The sequence below is a fragment of the Maribacter litopenaei genome (assembly GCF_025244665.1).
Taxonomy (GTDB): Bacteria; Bacteroidota; Bacteroidia; order Flavobacteriales; family Flavobacteriaceae; genus Maribacter; species Maribacter litopenaei.
Map to the genome: position 1 here is coordinate 263,502 of NZ_CP104205.1, position 18,811 is coordinate 282,312.

Genomic DNA, 18,811 nt, shown 5'->3' on the forward strand with positions numbered 1-18,811 from the left:
TTAAACTATTAGCTAATGGTTAACCCATTACCAACTCCTTCTTCGTCAGGGTTTACAAATACCAATTTACCTTGCTTGTTCTCCGTCATCAAAATCATACCCTCACTTTCTACCCCACGAAGGGCCCTAGGCGCTAGATTGACCAATACGGTCACTTTTTTACCCACAATTTCTTCCGGGGTAAAACTTTCGGCAATACCGGAGACAATGGTACGAACATCCAAACCGGTATCCACTTTTAAGACCAATAATTTTTTGGCTTTTGGCATTTTCTCGGCTTCTATGATGGTTCCCACACGCATATCCAATTTGGAGAAATCATCAAAGGTAATCGTATCTTTTTGTGGCATAAGGGCTTTGTTTTCTTGTTGGTTTGATTTTTTTGTAGCTTCCAGCTTGTCCAGTTGCGCTTGAATTTCAGAGTCTTCTATTTTACGGAACAAAAGTTCGGATTGGCCTATGCTGTGTCCGAGAAGGCAAAAGGCTGTCTTTGGTAGAAACTTCGTTCCAAGAAGTTTCGACTCCGTTCGACCTGACAGCCAAAATCGATTTCAATCTATCCGATGTAAACGGTAAAAAGGGTTCGCTTAACACGGCCAGTCCGGAAGCGATTTGCAAGGCAACATACATGATGGTTTTTACCCGTTGCTCATCTTCCTTGATAACCTTCCAAGGTTCGGCATCGGCCAAATATTTATTGCCCAATCTAGCCAAGTTCATGAGTTCTTGCCCTGCCTCCCTAAATCTATAGCGTTCCAAGGAATTAGAAATAATCTCCGGAAACTTTTTGAGCTCGTTCAGGGTTTCTTTGTCAACCTGCGTAAACTCACCTGGGTTTGGAACCTCTCCGTTATAATATTTCTGCGTAAGGACCACTACTCGGTTCACAAAATTTCCGAAAATGGCCACCAGCTCATTATTGTTCCTCGCCTGAAAATCTTTCCATGTAAAATCATTATCCTTTGTTTCCGGGGCATTGGCCGTTAAGGTATAACGAAGCACGTCCTGCATATTTGGAAAATCCTTTAAATACTCATGAAGCCATACCGCCCAGTTTTTGGAGGTAGAAAGTTTGTTTCCTTCCAAATTCAAGAATTCGTTGGCTGGTACGTTTTCTCGGAAGGATATAGTCACCATGTGCCTTAAGGATGGATGGAAAAATAATACAGTGGAATACAATGTTGTCCTTCCCTATAAAATGGATCAATTTGGTGTCCTTGTCCTGCCAGTAGGTTTTCCAGTCCTTTCCTTCCCTTTCGGCCCATTCCTTAGTGGAGGATATATAGCCTATAGGAGCATCAAACCAAACATAAAGCACTTTACCTTCACCACCTTTTACAGGCACAGGAATTCCCCAATCTAGATCTCGTGTAACAGCGCGTGGTTCCAAACCTCCATCGATCCATGACTTGCACTGACCATAAACATTGGGTTTCCAATCATCTTTATGGCCTTTTAAGATCCATTCCCTTAAAAAATCCTCATAGCGGTCCAAAGGCAAAAACCAATGGGTGGTTTCCTTGGTAGTCGGCTTACTGCCCGTTATGGTGGACTTAGGATTGATTAAATCGGTGGCATTCAGTGAAGACCCACAATTTTCACATTGGTCTCCGTAGGCCTCTTCATTACCACACTTTGGGCAGGTGCCAATAACAAAACGATCTGCCAAAAACTGTTTGGCTTCCTCGTCGTATAATTGCGCGGTGGTCTCCTCTATAAAATCCCCTTGTTCATACAATGTTTTAAAGAAACCAGATGCCGTTTCATGATGAACTTTTGCCGAGGTTCGGAGTAATTGTCAAACGAAATTCCAAAATCAGCAAAGGATGTTTTTATAATGTGGTGATATTTATCGATGACTTCCTTTGGTGTTACTCCCTCTTTTTTGGCTTTCATGGAAATTGCCACACCGTGTTCGTCACTTCCACAGACAAAGGCAACATCCTTACCGGTTAATCTTAAATATCTCGGCATAGATATCCGCAGGTACATAAACTCCGGCCAAATGGCCAATATGGATAGGATCGTTCGTGTAAGGTAGGGCCGCGGTAATCGTGTATCTTTTGGGTGTGAAGGTAGTCGACATCAAAATAAATTAAAGGCACAAAAATAACCAATTTTAAAGCGGAGAGTAGCCTGTTTTATAAAAAAGAAAAAACCCTCGGTGTACAAGGTACGACCGAAGGTCAAGTTACATAGTGGGGAAACAGTTTAAGCGACCATTACCGACTTACTCATTTTCCTGGTTCTGTACACTTATCCTATAAATGTACTTTCCTGTCGATAGGTGCTTGGGCACGCGCTCTCGTATGTTGATTTCTGTGGACCCCTCCAGCATCATTTCATTAAATACGGTGCCTACATGTTGTCCTAGAATATTGTAAAGTTGAATGTCTACCTGTGCCGAAAATGGCATTTCCAAGTAAATATGTGGTGTGCTATCCGTAGGATAGAAAGGTTTGTGTACAATGGCATTCAATAAATCCGGGTTTACGGGATCCGTGCCTTCCTCGCCCGGTGGGGTAGGTGGTGTTACAGGTCCATCGCTGTAAACTATATCAGGAAAATCAGTACCACTACAGTTAAATCCTAAATTTACAGGATTGTAAGGGTGGTTCAATAAATGTTGTTCTACCAATGGAATATCCACACATAACCATTCCGCTAAAACGGTGGCGTATAAATCTCGGAAGTCCATGGTGTACTCCAGGTTTCCACGGCCATCGGGGTTGTCCAAAGTGGGGTGGTCACCCACAAAGGCGCTGCCATTCAATCCCGAACCAAAGAACAGGGTTGGGGCCGCCTTTCCATGATCGGTACCATTGGAACCATTTTCGAATATCCTTCGTCCAAACTCTGAAAAGGTCATACTTAATACTTGGTTATCCTGTTGGGTATATCCCAAGTCCTCATAGAAATTATTAAGGGCCACGGAAAGGTTTGTCATTAGTCGCTCGTGGGCAATAGGCTGGTTTCCGTGGGTATCAAAGCCTCCCATAGAGACCATATAAACCTTTGTTCCCAAGTTTCCTTTGATCAACCTTGCCAATAGTGCCATTTGGCGTGCAAATCCGTTGTCCTGGTATTCTACTTGGTTTTGGCCTCTTTCGTAAGCCTCATGTATCAACCCGGAATATTCATAGGTGGTATTTGCAACCCCTCTTAAAAACTTTAATTGATCTCCATACATACAGCCATTGAAAAGTGCATCATCCAAACCGTAAACAACCCCAGATTCTGCAATTTCCTGTAATTGATCTACATTGGAGGTCACAAAGGCATAGTTGGTTTCTTCTCCTTGGAAAATTAAATTCCCAAACTGTCCAATCTGTATGGCCGCCGGTGCAGCCGGAGGATTGATTAAATAATCGGGATAAATGTTTTCAAAGTGTCTTCCCATCCATCCGGTATTTAGACCGCTAAAACCGGTTGTGGTCAAATCCGTATTGGCATAAATGTCAGAACCTGTAAAATGGGAGAGACTTTGATTTTCGTACCCTACTCCGTGCACTGCTTTAAATTGTCCATTTCCCCACATTGGCTCCAAAGCGCTCATGTAGGAAGGAACCCCAAATTCATCCGTTAACTTTAGGACCTTACTTTCCGGGATATATATATTGGGCCTTGCATTGGCATAACTGTCATATTGCTCAATGGGTATAACGGTACTTAAACCATCATTACCTCCGGATAGTCGTATAAGGATTAGGATGTTATCCGTTTCGGCCGCGGCGATTCCCGCAGTCAATGGAGAGGGAGAGGATGCCGTAATCATATTGGCTCCCAATAGCATAGAACCGGAACCGGCGATTCCCAATGCCTGTAAAAAGGAACGACGGCTCCATATTTGATGCTCTTTATCATGACCATCGTGTTCTAATCCTTTGTGGGGTGAATGGTGTGTATGGCACATAGTAGTAGGTGTTGTTATTTTAATTGATATTCAGGTTGTCTCGGCAAGGTATTGCATCAGAAGATATACTTGATAGGGGGCTTGCGGCCAGGTAGCCAAGGTCCAGGACTCTTGGTTACCTCCTTCGTAATAGACGTCTTCTACGTCACTTCTGAAGATGGCAAATGCCTTTGCATATTCTCCTTCGTCCAATAATCCCTTGGGCAGGATAAAGTCGATGATTAGTCCGGCAACAGCATCTCGGATTGGTACTTGTCAATCCAATGGTTCCCGTAATGGATAATCCTAATGACCTGAATTGTTCGTTGTCTTGTTGGTAAAAAGCTTCCAATAAACTTTCTATGGTTAGCCATCTACCTATAATAAAATTGGTGTTGATCCAAGTTCTGTCCCGCTGCCATCCAGCAACATCAAAGGGGTCGAACAACTCTTGACCTAAAAGTCCGCTGTAATTGAGCATGGAGCCCAACACGGTATCATCATAGGCAAAGCTTGTTTCTTTTAAGGTGTTTAAATAAAAATCGAAAGGACTTTTTATGATTACGCCAATGGCCTCATCGTCAAAAAAGTGTTGGCTTTTAAATAGCTGCCGTAAGACAGGGGCCAACTCGAAGTTGTTTGAAACAAACGTCGATGCCATGCCGTCAATAATCACTTGAGCATTGTTCATGTCATCTTGAGAATCTGGATGTACAAAAAACTCATAGAGTTTACGACAGATGAATTCAGCTATTTCAATAGGCCTTTGTTGAAAAAGGATATTGATTACGTCATCATACCCCCATGCACCTGTCTCGCCTAAAATGGTTTTGGTTCCGGAATCATGTTTTGTGGCATCAAAGGTAACTTGAGTACACCCTATCTCCCCGCGCTCCACATATCCACTGAACGCCCTTGCCGTTTCAATGATATCCTGCTCTGTATAACCATTGCCTTCACCAAGGGAAAAAAGTTCATACAACTCCCTAGCATAGTTCTCATTTGGATTGTTACCATTATTGTAGACACCATCCAAGTAATACAACATTGCACTTGTAAGGCCAATTTCGCTAACAAATGTCCTAAAGTTGCCAATGGCATTTCTTTGAAGACAGTTGATATAGTAATATAGGAATGAATTACAATTGTAAACATCCAATTCCGTCACAAAATGGTTGCTCCAAAAAAAGCTTAAACAGTCCCGTAAAGTATTGTTTAGCAAACCATTGGTATAACCTAATGCAAATTCTGACCGCTGTTGGTTCTCCATTTGTCTACGGGCATCGTCATCAGCCGGATAGTTGGCATTGTTCCAATCTGCCCAAGCAGGGGCCGGGGTGGGAGCCATATTGATGGCTTGATCCACAAGAGAATCCACTAGTGTTCCGGCGTTTTGGCCTACAGCCTGATTAATTGTATCAACTGAGGCACTAAATCCTAATCGTCTGTAAAGGTGTAAAGCTCGGTCTGATCTAAAGGTACTGTGTACGGCGCTAGAGTAGAAGTATTACAGTTAATGAAATATTCCATAGTCCTAGATAGGCATTAATAATGTTACGTTCTATAGAGTTGGGGCTTCTATTTAACGAAACGAAACTTGGGATAGTATTTTAATCCGTATATTTTCGTTGACCGACACTCGAAATTAACATGTTCCATTTTTAAAAACGTTAAAAAACTTATTTTTTCGACGAAATACACTTTTTTACAGAATATTATGGGAAAACATAATGAATTCGGAAAGGAGGGGGAGGAGATGGCAAAAAATTATCTTCTTAAAAAGGGATACAAAATCTGTTACCAAAACTATCGTTATCTTAAAGCGGAAATTGATATCATTGCCCAAAAGGATGATATTTTGGCCATTGTAGAGGTGCGTTCACGAAGCTCGGACTTTTTGGAAAATATAGCAGAAACGGTGACTCCCAAGAAAATAAAGTTGTTGGTTATGGCTGCCGATCATTATGTGACCTCCCAAGACTTGGATGTGGAAACCCGGTTTGATATCATTACGGTTTTGAAAGAAAAGGGAGGTTTTCAGTTAGAACACCTAGAATCCGCATTTTACCACTTTTAAGTCTTGAGCAAAAGAATTTTAAAAACATTTTGTTTTATTTGTAACAAGTTGTTATATTTGCACATCAATCAAGAATTATGAAGACCATCTCATCTGTAGTAGAGCATTACATTAAAAAGAAGCCATTCCTTCAAAGTGCATTGGCTCAAGGAATCATCAACCTTACGTCACTTTCCGAGAATCGTAAAACCAGGAGATTGAAGCGGAACTGGGAAAAGATATTAGAAATGGCGCCATCGTTATGGCATTGAAGCGTTTGTCCGATGATCTGGAATTTAGGGCAACCCATAAGATTTTAAAGGTCTTAAAGAATATTGGGGAAATCACTGTAAGATCTTCTCTCACTGATTATACTTTTTTGGCTTCAGATAAAATCTTGGTACACCAGGCAAAATTACTGGAAGAAATTAATGACAACCAAGATGTTTTTTATACTTCGAGTAGGGGAGTGAACGAAATCAATATTGTGATAAGCAGTATTATGGATGCTACGGTCCAAAAATTGTTCAAGGATGAAAAGTGTACCCAAAAGGCGGACAATCTTTCTTCCATAACTGTCAAATTACCTGCAGAAAATGTCTCCGTGCCCGGTATTTACTATTTCATCTTCCAAAGATTGGCTTGGGAAGGAATCGTTCTCTATGAAGTGATTTCTACCACTAATGAGTTTACCATCCTTGTAAATGATGAGCAGGTAGATATCGCCTTTAAAACGATAAAGGACTTAAAGACCCTTTAATGTTTCTTTAAATATTCCAATACTTTCTCCGCACTCTCCGGCCTGTCCAAGATGCGTTTGTTTTCGTCCAAAATGAAATAAGTGGGCGTTTGCTGTATTGCAAAAGTTTGCACATAGGGGCTGTCCCATTTCTCAAGTGCAATGGCATGATGAAAATCCGCCAGTCTAGGAATGGTCTTTTTCCAGTTTTCCAAACCATCCTCCAATCCAACGGCAAGTACCTCTGTATCCTTAATATTCTTGAGTTCATCATAGAGCCCTGGTATTTCATTTAAACAGTGGGAGCAAGTACTACTCCAGAATATAAGGAGGTATTTGGACGCTCCCGATAAGCTGGACAATGATTTTCTTTCACCATTTTCCTCCCAAGTTATTTACGGGGATACCGCTCCAGTACGTAACCTTGTTTGGGTTTCGATATTCGTAATAATATTTTCGTTTCCTGTCGCCAAAGCCAATTTTTTCAAATAGGTTTCAAAGATGTAATCTGAAACTTCATAAACTTTGCTTTCATTGGCTTTCTTCCATGACTTGGCCCATATATTAGTTTGTAAAATCTTGGGAACCACTGTCAATTTAGAGGCAAGATAATCTACATTTTTATTGATTTCAGATACCAGCTTATTATCAGGTGTTCCCGGCGGAATGGCCCGGAACATATAATTCAAAAGTTTATCCGTAAAAAACTCTGAGGACTGTAACGTACCATCTGTAAAATCTATATGGTCAAAATAATGTTTCTTCTTCTCTATGAGATAGTCGTTCAGCGGTATGTACTCTTGTGGTAGATAGTGTCTATTGGCCTTTATAAAAGTATCTGCAATCAATTTTTTTGATTTGGCCTCATAGGTATTTTGAACCTGTTTCAAGCTATTTACCAATTTCATATATTCCTTTTCATCAGATTTTCCATCGCTGTAAAAATCCATGAGTGCATCCTTGGCATTTTCAATATTATTGAAATAATCATAGTAAATAGAATTTTCTTCCGAACTAACGATTGTAAGTCCCGATTCCAAATCAAAATTGAAAACGATATTCTCCTCACAGTTGTAGATGATATCAATAAAATATTCATCTTGGGGAACAGCATATACCAATCTATAGATTCCAGGGGATACGGAGTTGGGCAGGGTAAATGAAAACTGTCCGTCCTCTACCCCTGTATCCGTTACATACTGTATGCCATTGTTGGCCGGATGGTACACCATGATATAGCGGAAGGAATTGGCCGGTGAAAAATTGCCTGAAACCGTATGTTGCGATTGAACACCTATTGAAAAAAACAGTATTAATAAAACTTGTACAAACCTCATGTATCCTTAATTTCTTTGATTTTCACTTTTATCTTTATAGGGTCCGTATACGGCATCCCTGAATTTTTTATGCAATCCTATTTGGTCGTAGGGGAACAACTGTACAAACATTACAGTGGTTAATTTATTGACCGGATCCACCCAAAAGAGGGTACTAGCCGCACCGTCCCAATAAAATTCGCCCACCATGCCATTATTTTCTTCTGCATTGGCAGGTGGCGCTACACGAACGGCAAAATCGATACCAAACCCTACCTGACCCTTGGAGGGTAACCAAGACCTTTCGGTTATACTATCGGCCAATTGGTTTGTGGCCATCAATTTTACCGTTTTAGGCTTTAAAATTTGAACAGAGTCGAGACTACCATCATTTACCAGCATTTGGGCAAATTTCATGTAATCGTCTAATGTGGAGGTTAGCCCGGAACCACCTCCGGTCATTGGCCACTGTTCCGTGTAATTACTATACGTTACTGAATCTTTTACCAATTCTCCTTCTCCAGTTCTTATGTACAGTCTTGAAAATCGATCACGATCCTCTTCGGGAATAAAGTATCTCGTTTCTTGCATTCCGAGTGGATCCAATACATGCTTTCTCACATATTCCCCATAGGGAATCCCGGAAATTCTTTCTACCAACAAGGCTTGAACATCTACGCTTGGGCCGTATTCCCATTGGGTGCCCGGTTGAAACCAAAGTGGAATCTCTCCTAATTTTTTTCCTAAATCGCTCAAGGTAGTTTCGCGATCGTAGATATTCTTTTCCTCTAAAAGGTTACTCAATCCAGGTATATCGGGTCTATTTGGAAACCCTGCGGTGTGTCCGGTTACATCCCGTATAGTTACTGGACGATTCAAAGGTTCCGTGGTAATTTTCCCGTTTGAATCCACTCCAGTGTAGACTTCCATATTGGAAAATTCCGGTGCATATTTTGATATTGGGTCATCCAAGTCAAACTTACCTTCTTCATAAAGTGTCATAAGGGCAGTTCCCGTAATCGGTTTGGTCATGGAATATATTTGTACAATTGTATTACGATTCATAGGTTTTTGGGCTTCCTTTTCTGCAAAACCAAAGGCATTGTAGTATACTTCTTGTCCTTGCTCATAGATGAGAGCAGACACACCAGCGATGTTTCCGGCATCCACGAAGGATTGTAAGGTGGAATCAATCCTACTTTTGGCCGATTCCGTGACCACTGAAATTTCAGTGGTTTTATTTTCCGATTTTTTTATATCCTCCTTACACGACACCAATACTAGGAACGCAAGTCCTAGACTAATGGCAAAAGGTTTCCGAAGATCATTGAACAAAGTCATCATAAATTACTTTTTGGATTTCTTATAAATGAATTCCATAAGAAAGCAGCTAAAGATAATTGAAATTGATACGATTACTCCAAGTTTATTATCCGAATATTGCTGCAAGATGAGAACAAGTGTTGCAATCAAGCAAAGAATAAATCCTATCATTGGTATGGTTTTTATTGCTTTGATTTCCGTCGATAGTCTATAGGCACTATAATTCACCAAGGAAAAAATCAAAAGAAAACCCACGCTTCCGAGAGGTGGAAATACTCTCCAATTCCAAGGTATTTACCAGTATCAAAGTAAGAATTGCGGTAATTATAAGGCCTATGGGTTGGTTCCAAAATTGGCTTGTAAGTTCGTGTGGAAGTTCGTCATCTTCGGCAATTTCATAACTTACCCTGCTTCCACCGTAAAGGGAGGCATTTATGGCCGAAAATGTAGATATCAATGCCGCAATTGTCATGATGGTAAACCCTACCTTTCCCAACATTGGTTTAGCTGCTTCGGCCAAAACATAATCCTCTGCTTTGGCAATTTCTTTAAAAGGTAACGATCCGATGGTTACTCCGGCAATGATCATATAGAGGAGAATCACGAAAATTACCGACCAATAATAGGCCCTTGGAATATTTTTTTCGGGATTTACAATATCCGAAGCGGAGTTTGCTATCAACTCGAAGCCCTCATAGGCCACAAATATGACCATACCACCAGTCATAAGATTGAGTGGCCCTTCCCAATGTTCCAAATGGAATTGCTCCAGTTGGGATTTCCGATTAGCCCGATGATGCCAACACCAATAAATCCAATAAGAATGACCAATTTGATCATAACGGCATAGGACTCTATTTGGCTTACAACTTTAATACTGTAATAATTGATGGCCGTCGCTATTATGATGATGGCACTTGAATACAAGTGTGCGTCTAAATTAGTGTCGCCGGTTATGGAAAGTAGATTAGGTGCATAGGAGCCGAATGCCGATGCATAGAGGCCCAACATTACGATATAGCTTATCCACAATAAATTGTTAAGTCCTCCACTAAAGACATTTTTGCCTAATCCTTGGTTAATGAATTTTACAGTACCACCCCTATCTCGGATACACCAAGGACAATTTCGCGTAACTATAGGAAGTCAGCAAGGCTAAAGAACCGGCGATTAAAAATGCAATTGGAGTTCCTCCTTGAGCTAATGACACTGCAAGGCCCAGCACGGCAAAGATACCTCCACCCACCATGCCGCCTATACCAATGGACATGGCTTCTTTAAGTCCAATTTTATCGCTCATGCAAACTTTATAGTCATGCTTTAAAAAAGCATGTGCTACAAGGTAAGGCTATAAATTGGTAATTCTAAGTAGAATCGGTTTAGGACTTAGACTTTTGAAGATTTTATTTCTAATCTAATGGAGGAAAGCACGTTTTCCATCATCTCAATTTCTTTTTGATGGACAAAACCGTCGGATTTTGCAACCTCTTCCATAAGATCTTCCAATAATTCTTTTTTTTCATGGGAAAAATTCCTGACCATGGCAATACTTTGTTCTGTTTCCGGATTCCTTGCCTGAATCAAAAAGTTGGCATCAAAATCCAAAAGGCTCATCAATTTTGCAAAAGCGTTGATTTCGCCATTGTGTACAACACCATCGGCATGTATAAGAGAGTCGATAACCTTTACAATGGCCAGTTTCTCTGATATTTCAAATGTCATTTTTAACAATTTGAATGGGCTTTTTAGTTTTGCTAAGATATTTCAATCCCTTGGTAAGAGACTGTTAAATCTGTTTAAAGGAGTATTTTTTGGATTAACCTCTTTTTTGCTCTTGCAATTTTGAGATATTTTCATTTTTGGGGCTTTTTTCAAGTGGCAGCAATGCCTGCAAAGCCTTATCTACGGTTGAAATGTCATCAAATGTCAATAGTAAACGAAGCCCGTTACGGGTCTGCTTTTCCTTTATCCTGCATTTTTGGTGATGTGCCTGTACATATTGAAGTACCCTGGTAAAATTCTCGGTTTGGTAGAAGTCAGATTGTTGGTCGCTGATAAAATACCCGATCATCTTACCTTTCTTCATGACAATTTTTTCCAAACCAATGCTGTTTGCAATCCATTTAATCCGTACGGAATTCAAGAGGTCCTCCGCTTGGGGTGGCAGCTCCCCAAACCGGTCGATTAGTTGTTTTTCAAAGTTTTGGAGTCCTTCTTCGTCCTCCACTTTGTTCAAATCGGTATAAAGGGTAAGCCGCTCCGTAATGTTATTGATGTAGTCATCTGGGAACAGTAGTTCAAAGTCCGAGTCTATTTGGGTTTCCTTTACATATACCTTTTCATGGGGACCTTCCACTTCATCATAGAGCTCCTTGAATTCATTCTCCTTTAACTCCTCAATGGCTTCCGCCAATATTTTCTGATAGGTTTCAAAACCAATTTCGTTGATGAAGCCACTTTGTTCGCCCCCAAGTAAATCGCCAGCACCACGGATTTCCGGATCCTTCATGGCAATGTTGAAGCCACTGCCCAATTCGGTAAATTGTTCCAAGGCTTCGATACGTTTGCGGGCGTCCGTGGTCATAACCTCATAAGGTGGAGTTATAAAATAACAGAACGCCTTTTTATTACCTCGCCCCACACGCCCTCGCATCCGGTGCAGATCGCTCAATCCAAAGTTGTTGGCATTGTTGATGAAAATAGTATTGGCATTGGTAACATCCAGTCCACTTTCTACAATCGTTGTGGAAACCAGCACATCAAATTCACCGTTCATAAAACCTAACATCAAGGATTCCAGTTTCTTTCCGTCCATTTGGCCGTGACCAATGCCCACTTTTGCATCCGGAACCAAACGTTGGATCATTCCGGCCACCTCTTTGATATTTTCAATTCTGTTATGGATAAAAAAGACCTGTCCGCCACGTTCAATTTCATAACTCACGGCGTCCCTGACGGTTTCTTCATTAAAACGAATCACTTGACTCTCTATTGGATAGCGGTTGGGCGGGGCCGTATTAATGACCGATAAGTCTCGCGCAGCCATTAAACTAAATTGTAGGGTCCTTGGTATCGGAGTGGCGGTCAAGGTCAAGACATCTACATTTTCCTTAATAGACTTCAACTTGTCCTTTACGGAAACACCAAATTTCTGTTCCTCATCTACAATCAAAAGCCCTAGATCTATGAATTGTACGTTTTTGTTTACCAATTGATGCGTTCCTATAATAATATCCACTTTGCGGAAGCTAAATTCTCAAGGGTGTCCTTTTTTTCTTTAGCTGTTCTAAAGCGGTTCAGATAATCAACGGTAACCGGCATATCCTTCAACCGCTCGGAAAACGTTCTGTGATGTTGGAAAGCCAAAATAGTGGTAGGGACCAATATGGCCACCTGTTTGCCATTATCTACAGCCTTGAAGGCTGCCCGTATGGCGACTTCGGTCTTTCCAAAGCCCACATCACCACAGATCAAACGATCCATGGGGCGTTCGCTCTCCATATCCTTTTTCACGTCCTCTGTGGCCGTGCTTTGGTCCGGAGTGTCCTCATAAATAAAGGAGGCTTCCAATTCATTTTGTAGGTAACTGTCCGGGGCATATTGAAATCCCTTTTCCAGTCTCCTCTTAGCATATACCTTAATCAGGTCAAAAGCGATTTTCTTGACGCGATTCTTGGTCTTATCCTTTATTTTTTTCCAGGCCCCTGAACCAAGTTTATATATTTTTGGAACTGCCCCGTCCTTACCATTGAATTTTGATATTTTGTGCAGGGAATGGATGCTCACATAAAGAATGTCGCGCTCACCATACATCAGTTTTATAGCTTCCTGTTTTTTCCCTTCAACATCAATTTTTTGCAGTCCACCAAATTTTCCGATACCATGGTCAATATGGGTTACGTAATCCCCAATTTCCAGTTTGTTGAGTTCCTTTAGTGTGATACTCTGTTTTTTGGAGTACCCATTCTTGATATTGAACTTGTGGTAGCGTTCAAAAATTTGATGATCTGTAAAGCAGACCAGTTTTAAATCATCGTCCACAAAACCTTGATACAAGGGAAAAACAATCGTCCGGTAGTGTACCTTTTCATTTATTTCCTCAAAGATGTCCTGAAATCTTTTGGACTGCTGTTCGCTAGCACAAAAAATATAGTTGGTATACCCTTTACTCCTGTAATCGTTAAGGTTTTCAATCAGTAAATTAAACTTCTTGTTAAAGGAGGGCTGTGGTTTGGTAGTGAATTTAAATATGTTTTCGTTGACTGCATTTCCATCAGAACTCAACAATAAAAAGTGTTGTAAGTGTTCTTTAAATGAATCCCCACTCATAAAAAGCTCTTCAGGGTTTGAGTGCTTTATAGCCTCGGACAATTTTGAAAAGGCTTCTTTTGCTTTATCGAACAAATCATTCAGGCGACCAAAGAGTAAATCGGTATTCTTACTAAAAACCAGTGTATTACTGGCGATGTAGGTTAAAAAGGATTGGCGCTGTTCTGTAAGAAACTTATTGGCCATGTTGGGTACAATGGATATGCTCTTTACCTTCTCATTGGATAGTTGGGTTTCTACATCAAAGGTTCTGATACTATCAATTTCATCCCCAAAAAATTCAATTCGGTAAGGCTCGTCGTTGCTAAAAGAATATACATCTACAATTCCACCTCGAACGGAAAATTCACCTGGTTCAGTTACAAAATCTACACGCTTAAATTGATACTCGAACAATACCTCATTTAGAAAGTCAAGCGATAAGGTATCGCCCAACTTCATTTTAAGCGTGTTTTTGTCCAACTCTTTTCGGGTCAGTACTTTTTCAAATAGGGCGTCCGGATAGCTGACGATGACCGCTGGTTTCTTTCGTGAATTAATACGGTTTAATACCTCGGCACGTAACAGTACGTTGGCGTTATCGGTTTCCTCGATTTGATAGGGGCGCCGGTAACTGCCTGGATAAAAGAGCACTTTATCTTCCCCGATGATTCGTTCTAAATCATTAAGATAGTAAGCCGCTTCTTCCTTATCGTTGAAGATGGTCAGAAATGGGCGGTTCTGTGTATTGAATATTTCCGCTAAGACAAAGGATAAGGAAGAACCAGAAAGCCCTTTTAGACCAATTTTTGGAAAATTATCTTGTTCGGAATCTTGAAATTGGGATATGGATTCCTGCAGTTTCCCTAGTTTGGGAGACTGTGCAAAGCTTTGTTGGATTTGGGAAGGACTCAACAATAAAAATTTTTGCAAATATAAGGATACCTTCAAAAGTGAAAGCCCGGACTTCATTTAAAATTACCCTCGGAATTATTAATATCTGCGCTTTTTTCGTTTGCTTATTTTGATGGGAACAGGAAGTACGGCATCACCAAGCAGGGCAAAAACCTCACAATCCTCTAAAGGCTCCATAGCATATGATCCAGTAAATTCCCCAAAAGCAGGCAAAACCATTTGTATTTTGGTCTTATAAAAACAGGGTAAACGAACGGATTGCCTGCCCGGACCATTCAACCGAATGGCGGGATGAATATGCCCGGAAAAATTAAAATAGTTTTCCCTTTCCTCGGGATGGTGGGTCAATAAAAAATTATCCAAAAGTAACTCCGGAACAATTTCGACACCTAAGTTTTCATACTTAAGGGGAGAGATGATATCATGATTTCCCGCCACCAGAATGAAATTTACAGATTTTGATTTGACCCATGTTTCGAAAAGATTCCATTCATTATTGAGATGGGAATGAAAGAGATCCCCCAAGAACAAAACAGTTTTTGGTTCAAAGGCTTCTATAGCCCCGTCCATGGCCATAAAGTTTTTCTGAACAGCTTGTTGTGGTACCGCAGCCCCGAATTTTCTGAAATGGGACACTTTGCCCAGGATGTACATCGCTAATTAGTAACATTGATTTATCCTCCCGAATAATGCACGAGAAAAGTGCATTTGAAAGCTTTGCCCATATATATCCAAGGAGAGTTTCTGCATAGTGACAAAGTTAAAATTTCATCATTGGATTTCTGATGGTAATTTTCTACTTTGTCCGAGAAGACCTTTAAATTTTTCAATGAAACGCCTTTATGTAGTTGGAAGTTCCAATACGGATATGGTTGTGAGAACGGACCGATTTCCAGTCCCTGGGGAGACCATCATGGGTGGTGATTTCTATATGTTTCCAGGGGGTAAGGGAGCTAACCAGGCTGTAGCGGCCACCCGTGCCGGTGGAAATGTACACTTTATATGTTCCTTGGGGGATGACCTATTTGGAAAAAATGCAATCAACGGGTATATCAAAGAGGGAATTGACGTGTCTAGGGTCCAAGTTATATTAGGGAAAGCTTCGGGTGTTGCCCTTATTACAGTAAACAATGAAGGTGAAAATGAAATTGTGGTCGCTCCCGGAACCAATGCGGAATTAAGTGGCAATCATTTGGAAAATATGTTGAAGGAAGATTGGGAAGACTCTTTAGTACTTACGCAATTAGAAACACCTATTGAAACCTTGATACATTTGTCCAAGATATGCAAGGAAAAAAAGTGGCCTTTGATTCTAAATCCGGCTCCGGCCCAAGAATTGCCTAAAGTGATTTTGGATGGATTGTTTTTAATTACACCTAATGAGACCGAGGCCAAATTGTTAACAGGAATTACTGTGAGGGATGAACCAAGTGCCATGGTTGCTGCCAGTTCATTAATGGACAGTGGGGTAAAAAATGTTATCATTACCATGGGTTCCAAAGGGGCATTCTTTAAAAATGCAGAGGAATCTTTTTTTACTTCGGCACAAAAAGTTAAAGTGGTGGACACCACGGCAGCAGGCGATGTTTTTAATGGAGTGCTTGCCGTAGGTTTGACCGAAGGTCTGTCTTGGAAGAATTCTATTATAATGGCCACCAAGGCCGCGGGTATCTCGGTCGCCAAAATGGGTGCACAGGATTCGGTGCCGTATAAAGAAGAGTTCACCTAAAGGTATAATCTTGTTTTATAGGCTATTTTTGGAAGCCCCAAAATACCTTAAGGTTGCAAGAAGGTTTATTTCATCAAAATAGCCGCCATTCTACGAATGCGGTCTTCCAATTTTTCACTGGAAAGACGCTCGCGGCTCAAACGGTCGGTAATTAAAGGAAAGGCAAAGGGAGTGGCCTTTTCACATTGTTTCCAAACTATTTTTTGTTCTGCAATGCGTTCCAAAGAAAGTCTTAACCTACCTTCTTCCAGCTGGTGTTCAAAAGTTTCAGTAAAGGCTTGTTGAAACAACAAATTGTCCGGTTCGTAATCCCGGAAGACTTCGAACAACAATTGGGAATTACTTTGTAAGTGTTTCATTTTTATCCCTTTGTTGGGGTATCCTGTAAAGACCATCCCACTAATGATCGCTATGTCCCTGAACTTTCTACGTGCCATTTCCGTAGCATTCAGGCTCTTTTGAAGGTCGTCCAAAAGAAAATCGGTCGTGAACAGATTATTGTCCAATACCTGTTGCATGTCTATCGGTTTGTCCGAAAGCAATTCAAATCCATAATCGTTAAAGGCAAGGGAGAATGTGATAGGGGAGAGTAGACTGATGCGATACCCCGGAAGACTGCCCATGGCTTCATGGACAAAACGTCCCTCAAAAGGATAGAAAACGGCATGATAACCATCCCTGCTCTTAAAGGTTTCTATTAGAAATTCTGAGGGCTGGGGAACAATGCTTTCTCTGCGCTGTCGCTCAAAAATATGGGCCAAGGATTGTATTTCCACAGATTGTTTTTCTACAGCTTCGCCTGAACTATAGAGTTCGTTACGAAGTAATTCCGACATCCGGGCAGAGAGCGTTAACCTACTGCCCATCCAACTGGAGACCTTACTGGTTTTTTTGTTGGAATTTTTGACATGCACTTGCATATCCTTTATTCGGATAAATTCCAGGTTTCTCCCTGCAAAAGTGAATACATCGCCCCTATTCAGTTTGGAAACGAAGTATTCCTCAATAGTTCCTATATATCCTCCTTTTTGATATTTCACCGTGAGGTTTACGTCCCCCACAATGGTTCCTATTTGAAATCGATGCCGCATGGCAACACCCCGGTTATTTACCTTGAATTTGCCATCGTCTTCGATTTCCACCTTTTTATATTCATCGTAGGATTGAAGGCTTTGACTACCCATTACCAAAAAATTCAGCAGCCATTGCCAATAATCTTCACTCAATGCCTGATAACAAAAGGTTTCCGATACTTCCCTGAATATCTCTTTCGGGTAGAATCCGTCCGATATGGCCAAAGTGGTCAAATACTGTAATAGCACATCGTAGCTATTGAGGTAGGGAATGCGATCCTCCACCGTATTGTGTTTCACGGCCTTTTGCAGTGCAGAAGCTTCAATAAGCTCAATGGCATGGGTGGGTAAAAAATAAATGACACTCTCCTTTCCGGGTCGGTGGCCACTTCTCCCTGCACGTTGTAAAAATCGGGCAACGCCTTTGGGCCCACCAATCTGTATAACAGTTTCTACTGGAGCAAAATCGACCCCAAGGTCTAAACTAGAGGTGCATACCACAGCTTTTAAGGTTTCATTCCGTATGGCGTTTTCCACCCGGACACGCGTTTCCTTGTTAATGCTACCATGGTGCATGGCAATTTCCCCAGCAAATTCAGGATGCTTTTCCAGTATTTTTTGAAACCAAATTTCACATTGACTTCGGGTATTCGTAAATAGGAGGGTAGTCCTACTATTTTTAATGATGGGGACTACATATTCCAATAAATGGAGACCGAGATGACCCCGCCATGGGAACGTTTCCATTTTCTTGGGGATAATACTTCTGACGGTGATTTTTTTGTTGATGTTGGTTTTTATCAAGACCGAATTTCCCAAAGCTTTGGACTGTGGCCCTAGCAATACTTCCCTTGCTTGTTCCATATTCCCAATAGTGGCTGAGATACCCCAAATCCTGAGTTTTTTGGAAATGGTTTTGAGTCGGGATAAGGCAAGTTCCATTTGAACGCCCCGCTTGGTGCCCAAAATTTCATGCCATTCATCTACCACTATGGCTTGGCAATCCTTAAAGATTTTGTCATAACCTTTGGTGGCCAAAAGGAGCTGTAAGCTTTCAGGTGTGGTAATGAGCAGGTCTCGGCATTTGTTTTTTTTGCTCTGCCCTAGTCTTGGTTGAGGTATCCCCGGAGCGAATGCCAACGGTCATTTGGATCCCTAAATCCGAAACCACTCGCTCGGCGGATTGTCTTATTTCCTGGGATAATGCCCTAAGGGGAGTTATCCAAATAGCTTTTAGTCCCTTTTTATGTTTGGTCTTATAATCAGGATTTTGTTTAATATAATTTAAGACTATAGGAAACCATAGCGCGTAGGTCTTGCCGCTTCCCGTCGGGGCGTTCAAGAGACCATTTTTACCTTGTAGAAAAGCCTTCCATGTTTTCTTTTGAAAAGGAAAAGGAGACCAGTTTTGTTGTTCGAACCAATTCTCGGCAATGCTAAAAAGTTCCTCCCGATTCATG

Annotated in this window: 15 protein-coding genes and 4 pseudogenes; 4 read left to right on the forward strand and 15 right to left on the reverse strand. The window is 41.1% G+C overall.

Features of this window, described 5'->3' with window-relative positions; all coding sequences use genetic code 11:
* Positions 1–8 precede the first annotated feature (8 nt).
* The 6 genes and pseudogenes from metG to NYZ99_RS01500 form a co-directional block, all read right to left on the reverse strand.
* Complete coding sequence (gene metG / locus NYZ99_RS22645) at positions 9–443, reverse strand: methionine--tRNA ligase subunit beta (RefSeq protein ID WP_420845159.1); 435 nt, start codon at positions 441–443, stop codon at positions 9–11.
* Complete coding sequence (locus NYZ99_RS22650) at positions 433–1,086, reverse strand: class I tRNA ligase family protein (protein WP_420845160.1); 654 nt, start codon at positions 1,084–1,086, stop codon at positions 433–435. The genes metG and NYZ99_RS22650 overlap by 11 nt, the downstream gene beginning before the upstream one ends.
* Positions 1,034–1,992, reverse strand: a pseudogene (locus NYZ99_RS22655) (class I tRNA ligase family protein). The gene NYZ99_RS22650 and the pseudogene NYZ99_RS22655 overlap by 53 nt, the downstream one beginning before the upstream one ends.
* Positions 1,946–2,086: a class I tRNA ligase family protein gene (locus NYZ99_RS22660; RefSeq protein ID WP_420845161.1), complete on the reverse strand. Its 141-nt coding sequence runs from the start codon at positions 2,084–2,086 to the stop codon at positions 1,946–1,948. The pseudogene NYZ99_RS22655 and the gene NYZ99_RS22660 overlap by 47 nt, the downstream one beginning before the upstream one ends.
* 125 nt (positions 2,087–2,211) lie before the next feature.
* Positions 2,212–3,913: pseudogene (locus NYZ99_RS01495) on the reverse strand (DUF1501 domain-containing protein).
* A gap of 145 nt (positions 3,914–4,058) precedes the next feature.
* Positions 4,059–5,306, reverse strand: a complete 1,248-nt coding sequence (locus NYZ99_RS01500) for a DUF1800 domain-containing protein (RefSeq protein WP_338039476.1) — start codon at positions 5,304–5,306, stop codon at positions 4,059–4,061.
* A gap of 303 nt (positions 5,307–5,609) precedes the next feature.
* Here NYZ99_RS01500 and NYZ99_RS01505 point away from each other — a divergent pair, with 303 nt between their 5' ends.
* From NYZ99_RS01505 to NYZ99_RS01510, 3 genes are all read left to right on the forward strand, one after another.
* Complete coding sequence (locus NYZ99_RS01505) at positions 5,610–5,969, forward strand: YraN family protein (protein WP_260573174.1); 360 nt, start codon at positions 5,610–5,612, stop codon at positions 5,967–5,969.
* A 77-nt stretch (positions 5,970–6,046) separates the two neighbouring features.
* Positions 6,047–6,220: a hypothetical protein gene (locus NYZ99_RS22665; protein ID WP_420845162.1), complete on the forward strand. Its 174-nt coding sequence runs from the start codon at positions 6,047–6,049 to the stop codon at positions 6,218–6,220.
* The gene (locus NYZ99_RS01510) at positions 6,211–6,708 is read left to right on the forward strand and encodes an aspartate kinase (RefSeq protein ID WP_420845163.1); all 498 of its coding nucleotides are present in this window, start codon (positions 6,211–6,213) and stop codon (positions 6,706–6,708) included. Before NYZ99_RS22665 ends, NYZ99_RS01510 begins: the two co-directional genes overlap by 10 nt.
* Here NYZ99_RS01510 and NYZ99_RS01515 read toward each other — a convergent pair.
* From NYZ99_RS01515 to pdeM, 8 genes and pseudogenes are all read right to left on the reverse strand, one after another.
* Complete coding sequence (locus NYZ99_RS01515; RefSeq protein ID WP_420845164.1) at positions 6,705–7,049, reverse strand: TlpA family protein disulfide reductase; 345 nt, start codon at positions 7,047–7,049, stop codon at positions 6,705–6,707. The genes NYZ99_RS01510 and NYZ99_RS01515 overlap by 4 nt on opposite strands.
* Before the next feature lie 33 nt (positions 7,050–7,082).
* On the reverse strand, positions 7,083–8,024 hold the full coding sequence (locus NYZ99_RS01520) for a hypothetical protein (RefSeq protein WP_260573175.1): 942 nt from the start codon (positions 8,022–8,024) through the stop codon (positions 7,083–7,085).
* Between the two features lie 6 nt (positions 8,025–8,030).
* Complete coding sequence (locus NYZ99_RS01525) at positions 8,031–9,347, reverse strand: serine hydrolase domain-containing protein (RefSeq protein WP_260573176.1); 1,317 nt, start codon at positions 9,345–9,347, stop codon at positions 8,031–8,033.
* Between the two features lie 3 nt (positions 9,348–9,350).
* Positions 9,351–10,626: pseudogene (locus tag NYZ99_RS22670) on the reverse strand (APC family permease).
* Positions 10,627–10,712: 86 nt separating this feature from the next.
* Positions 10,713–11,048 carry a TerB family tellurite resistance protein gene (locus NYZ99_RS01535; RefSeq protein WP_260573177.1) on the reverse strand — a complete coding sequence of 112 codons (336 nt, stop codon included), beginning with the start codon at positions 11,046–11,048 and terminating at the stop codon, positions 10,713–10,715.
* Between the two features lie 94 nt (positions 11,049–11,142).
* Positions 11,143–12,564 carry a TRCF domain-containing protein gene (locus NYZ99_RS22675; protein ID WP_420845165.1) on the reverse strand — a complete coding sequence of 474 codons (1,422 nt, stop codon included), beginning with the start codon at positions 12,562–12,564 and terminating at the stop codon, positions 11,143–11,145.
* Positions 12,549–14,549 (reverse strand): CarD family transcriptional regulator, encoded by a 2,001-nt coding sequence (locus tag NYZ99_RS22680; RefSeq protein ID WP_420845166.1) that lies wholly within the window; start codon positions 14,547–14,549, stop codon positions 12,549–12,551. Before NYZ99_RS22680 ends, NYZ99_RS22675 begins: the two co-directional genes overlap by 16 nt.
* 78 nt (positions 14,550–14,627) lie before the next feature.
* Positions 14,628–15,185: a ligase-associated DNA damage response endonuclease PdeM gene (gene pdeM, locus NYZ99_RS01545; RefSeq protein WP_260573178.1), complete on the reverse strand. Its 558-nt coding sequence runs from the start codon at positions 15,183–15,185 to the stop codon at positions 14,628–14,630.
* Between the two features lie 193 nt (positions 15,186–15,378).
* Between pdeM and rbsK the strand changes: the two genes are divergently transcribed.
* The gene (gene rbsK, locus NYZ99_RS01550) at positions 15,379–16,278 is read left to right on the forward strand and encodes a ribokinase (protein WP_260573179.1); all 900 of its coding nucleotides are present in this window, start codon (positions 15,379–15,381) and stop codon (positions 16,276–16,278) included.
* A gap of 65 nt (positions 16,279–16,343) precedes the next feature.
* On the opposite strand, the pseudogene NYZ99_RS01555 reads toward rbsK, so the two are convergent.
* Positions 16,344–18,810 (reverse strand): annotated as a pseudogene (locus NYZ99_RS01555) (ligase-associated DNA damage response DEXH box helicase).
* Position 18,811 lies beyond the last annotated feature (1 nt).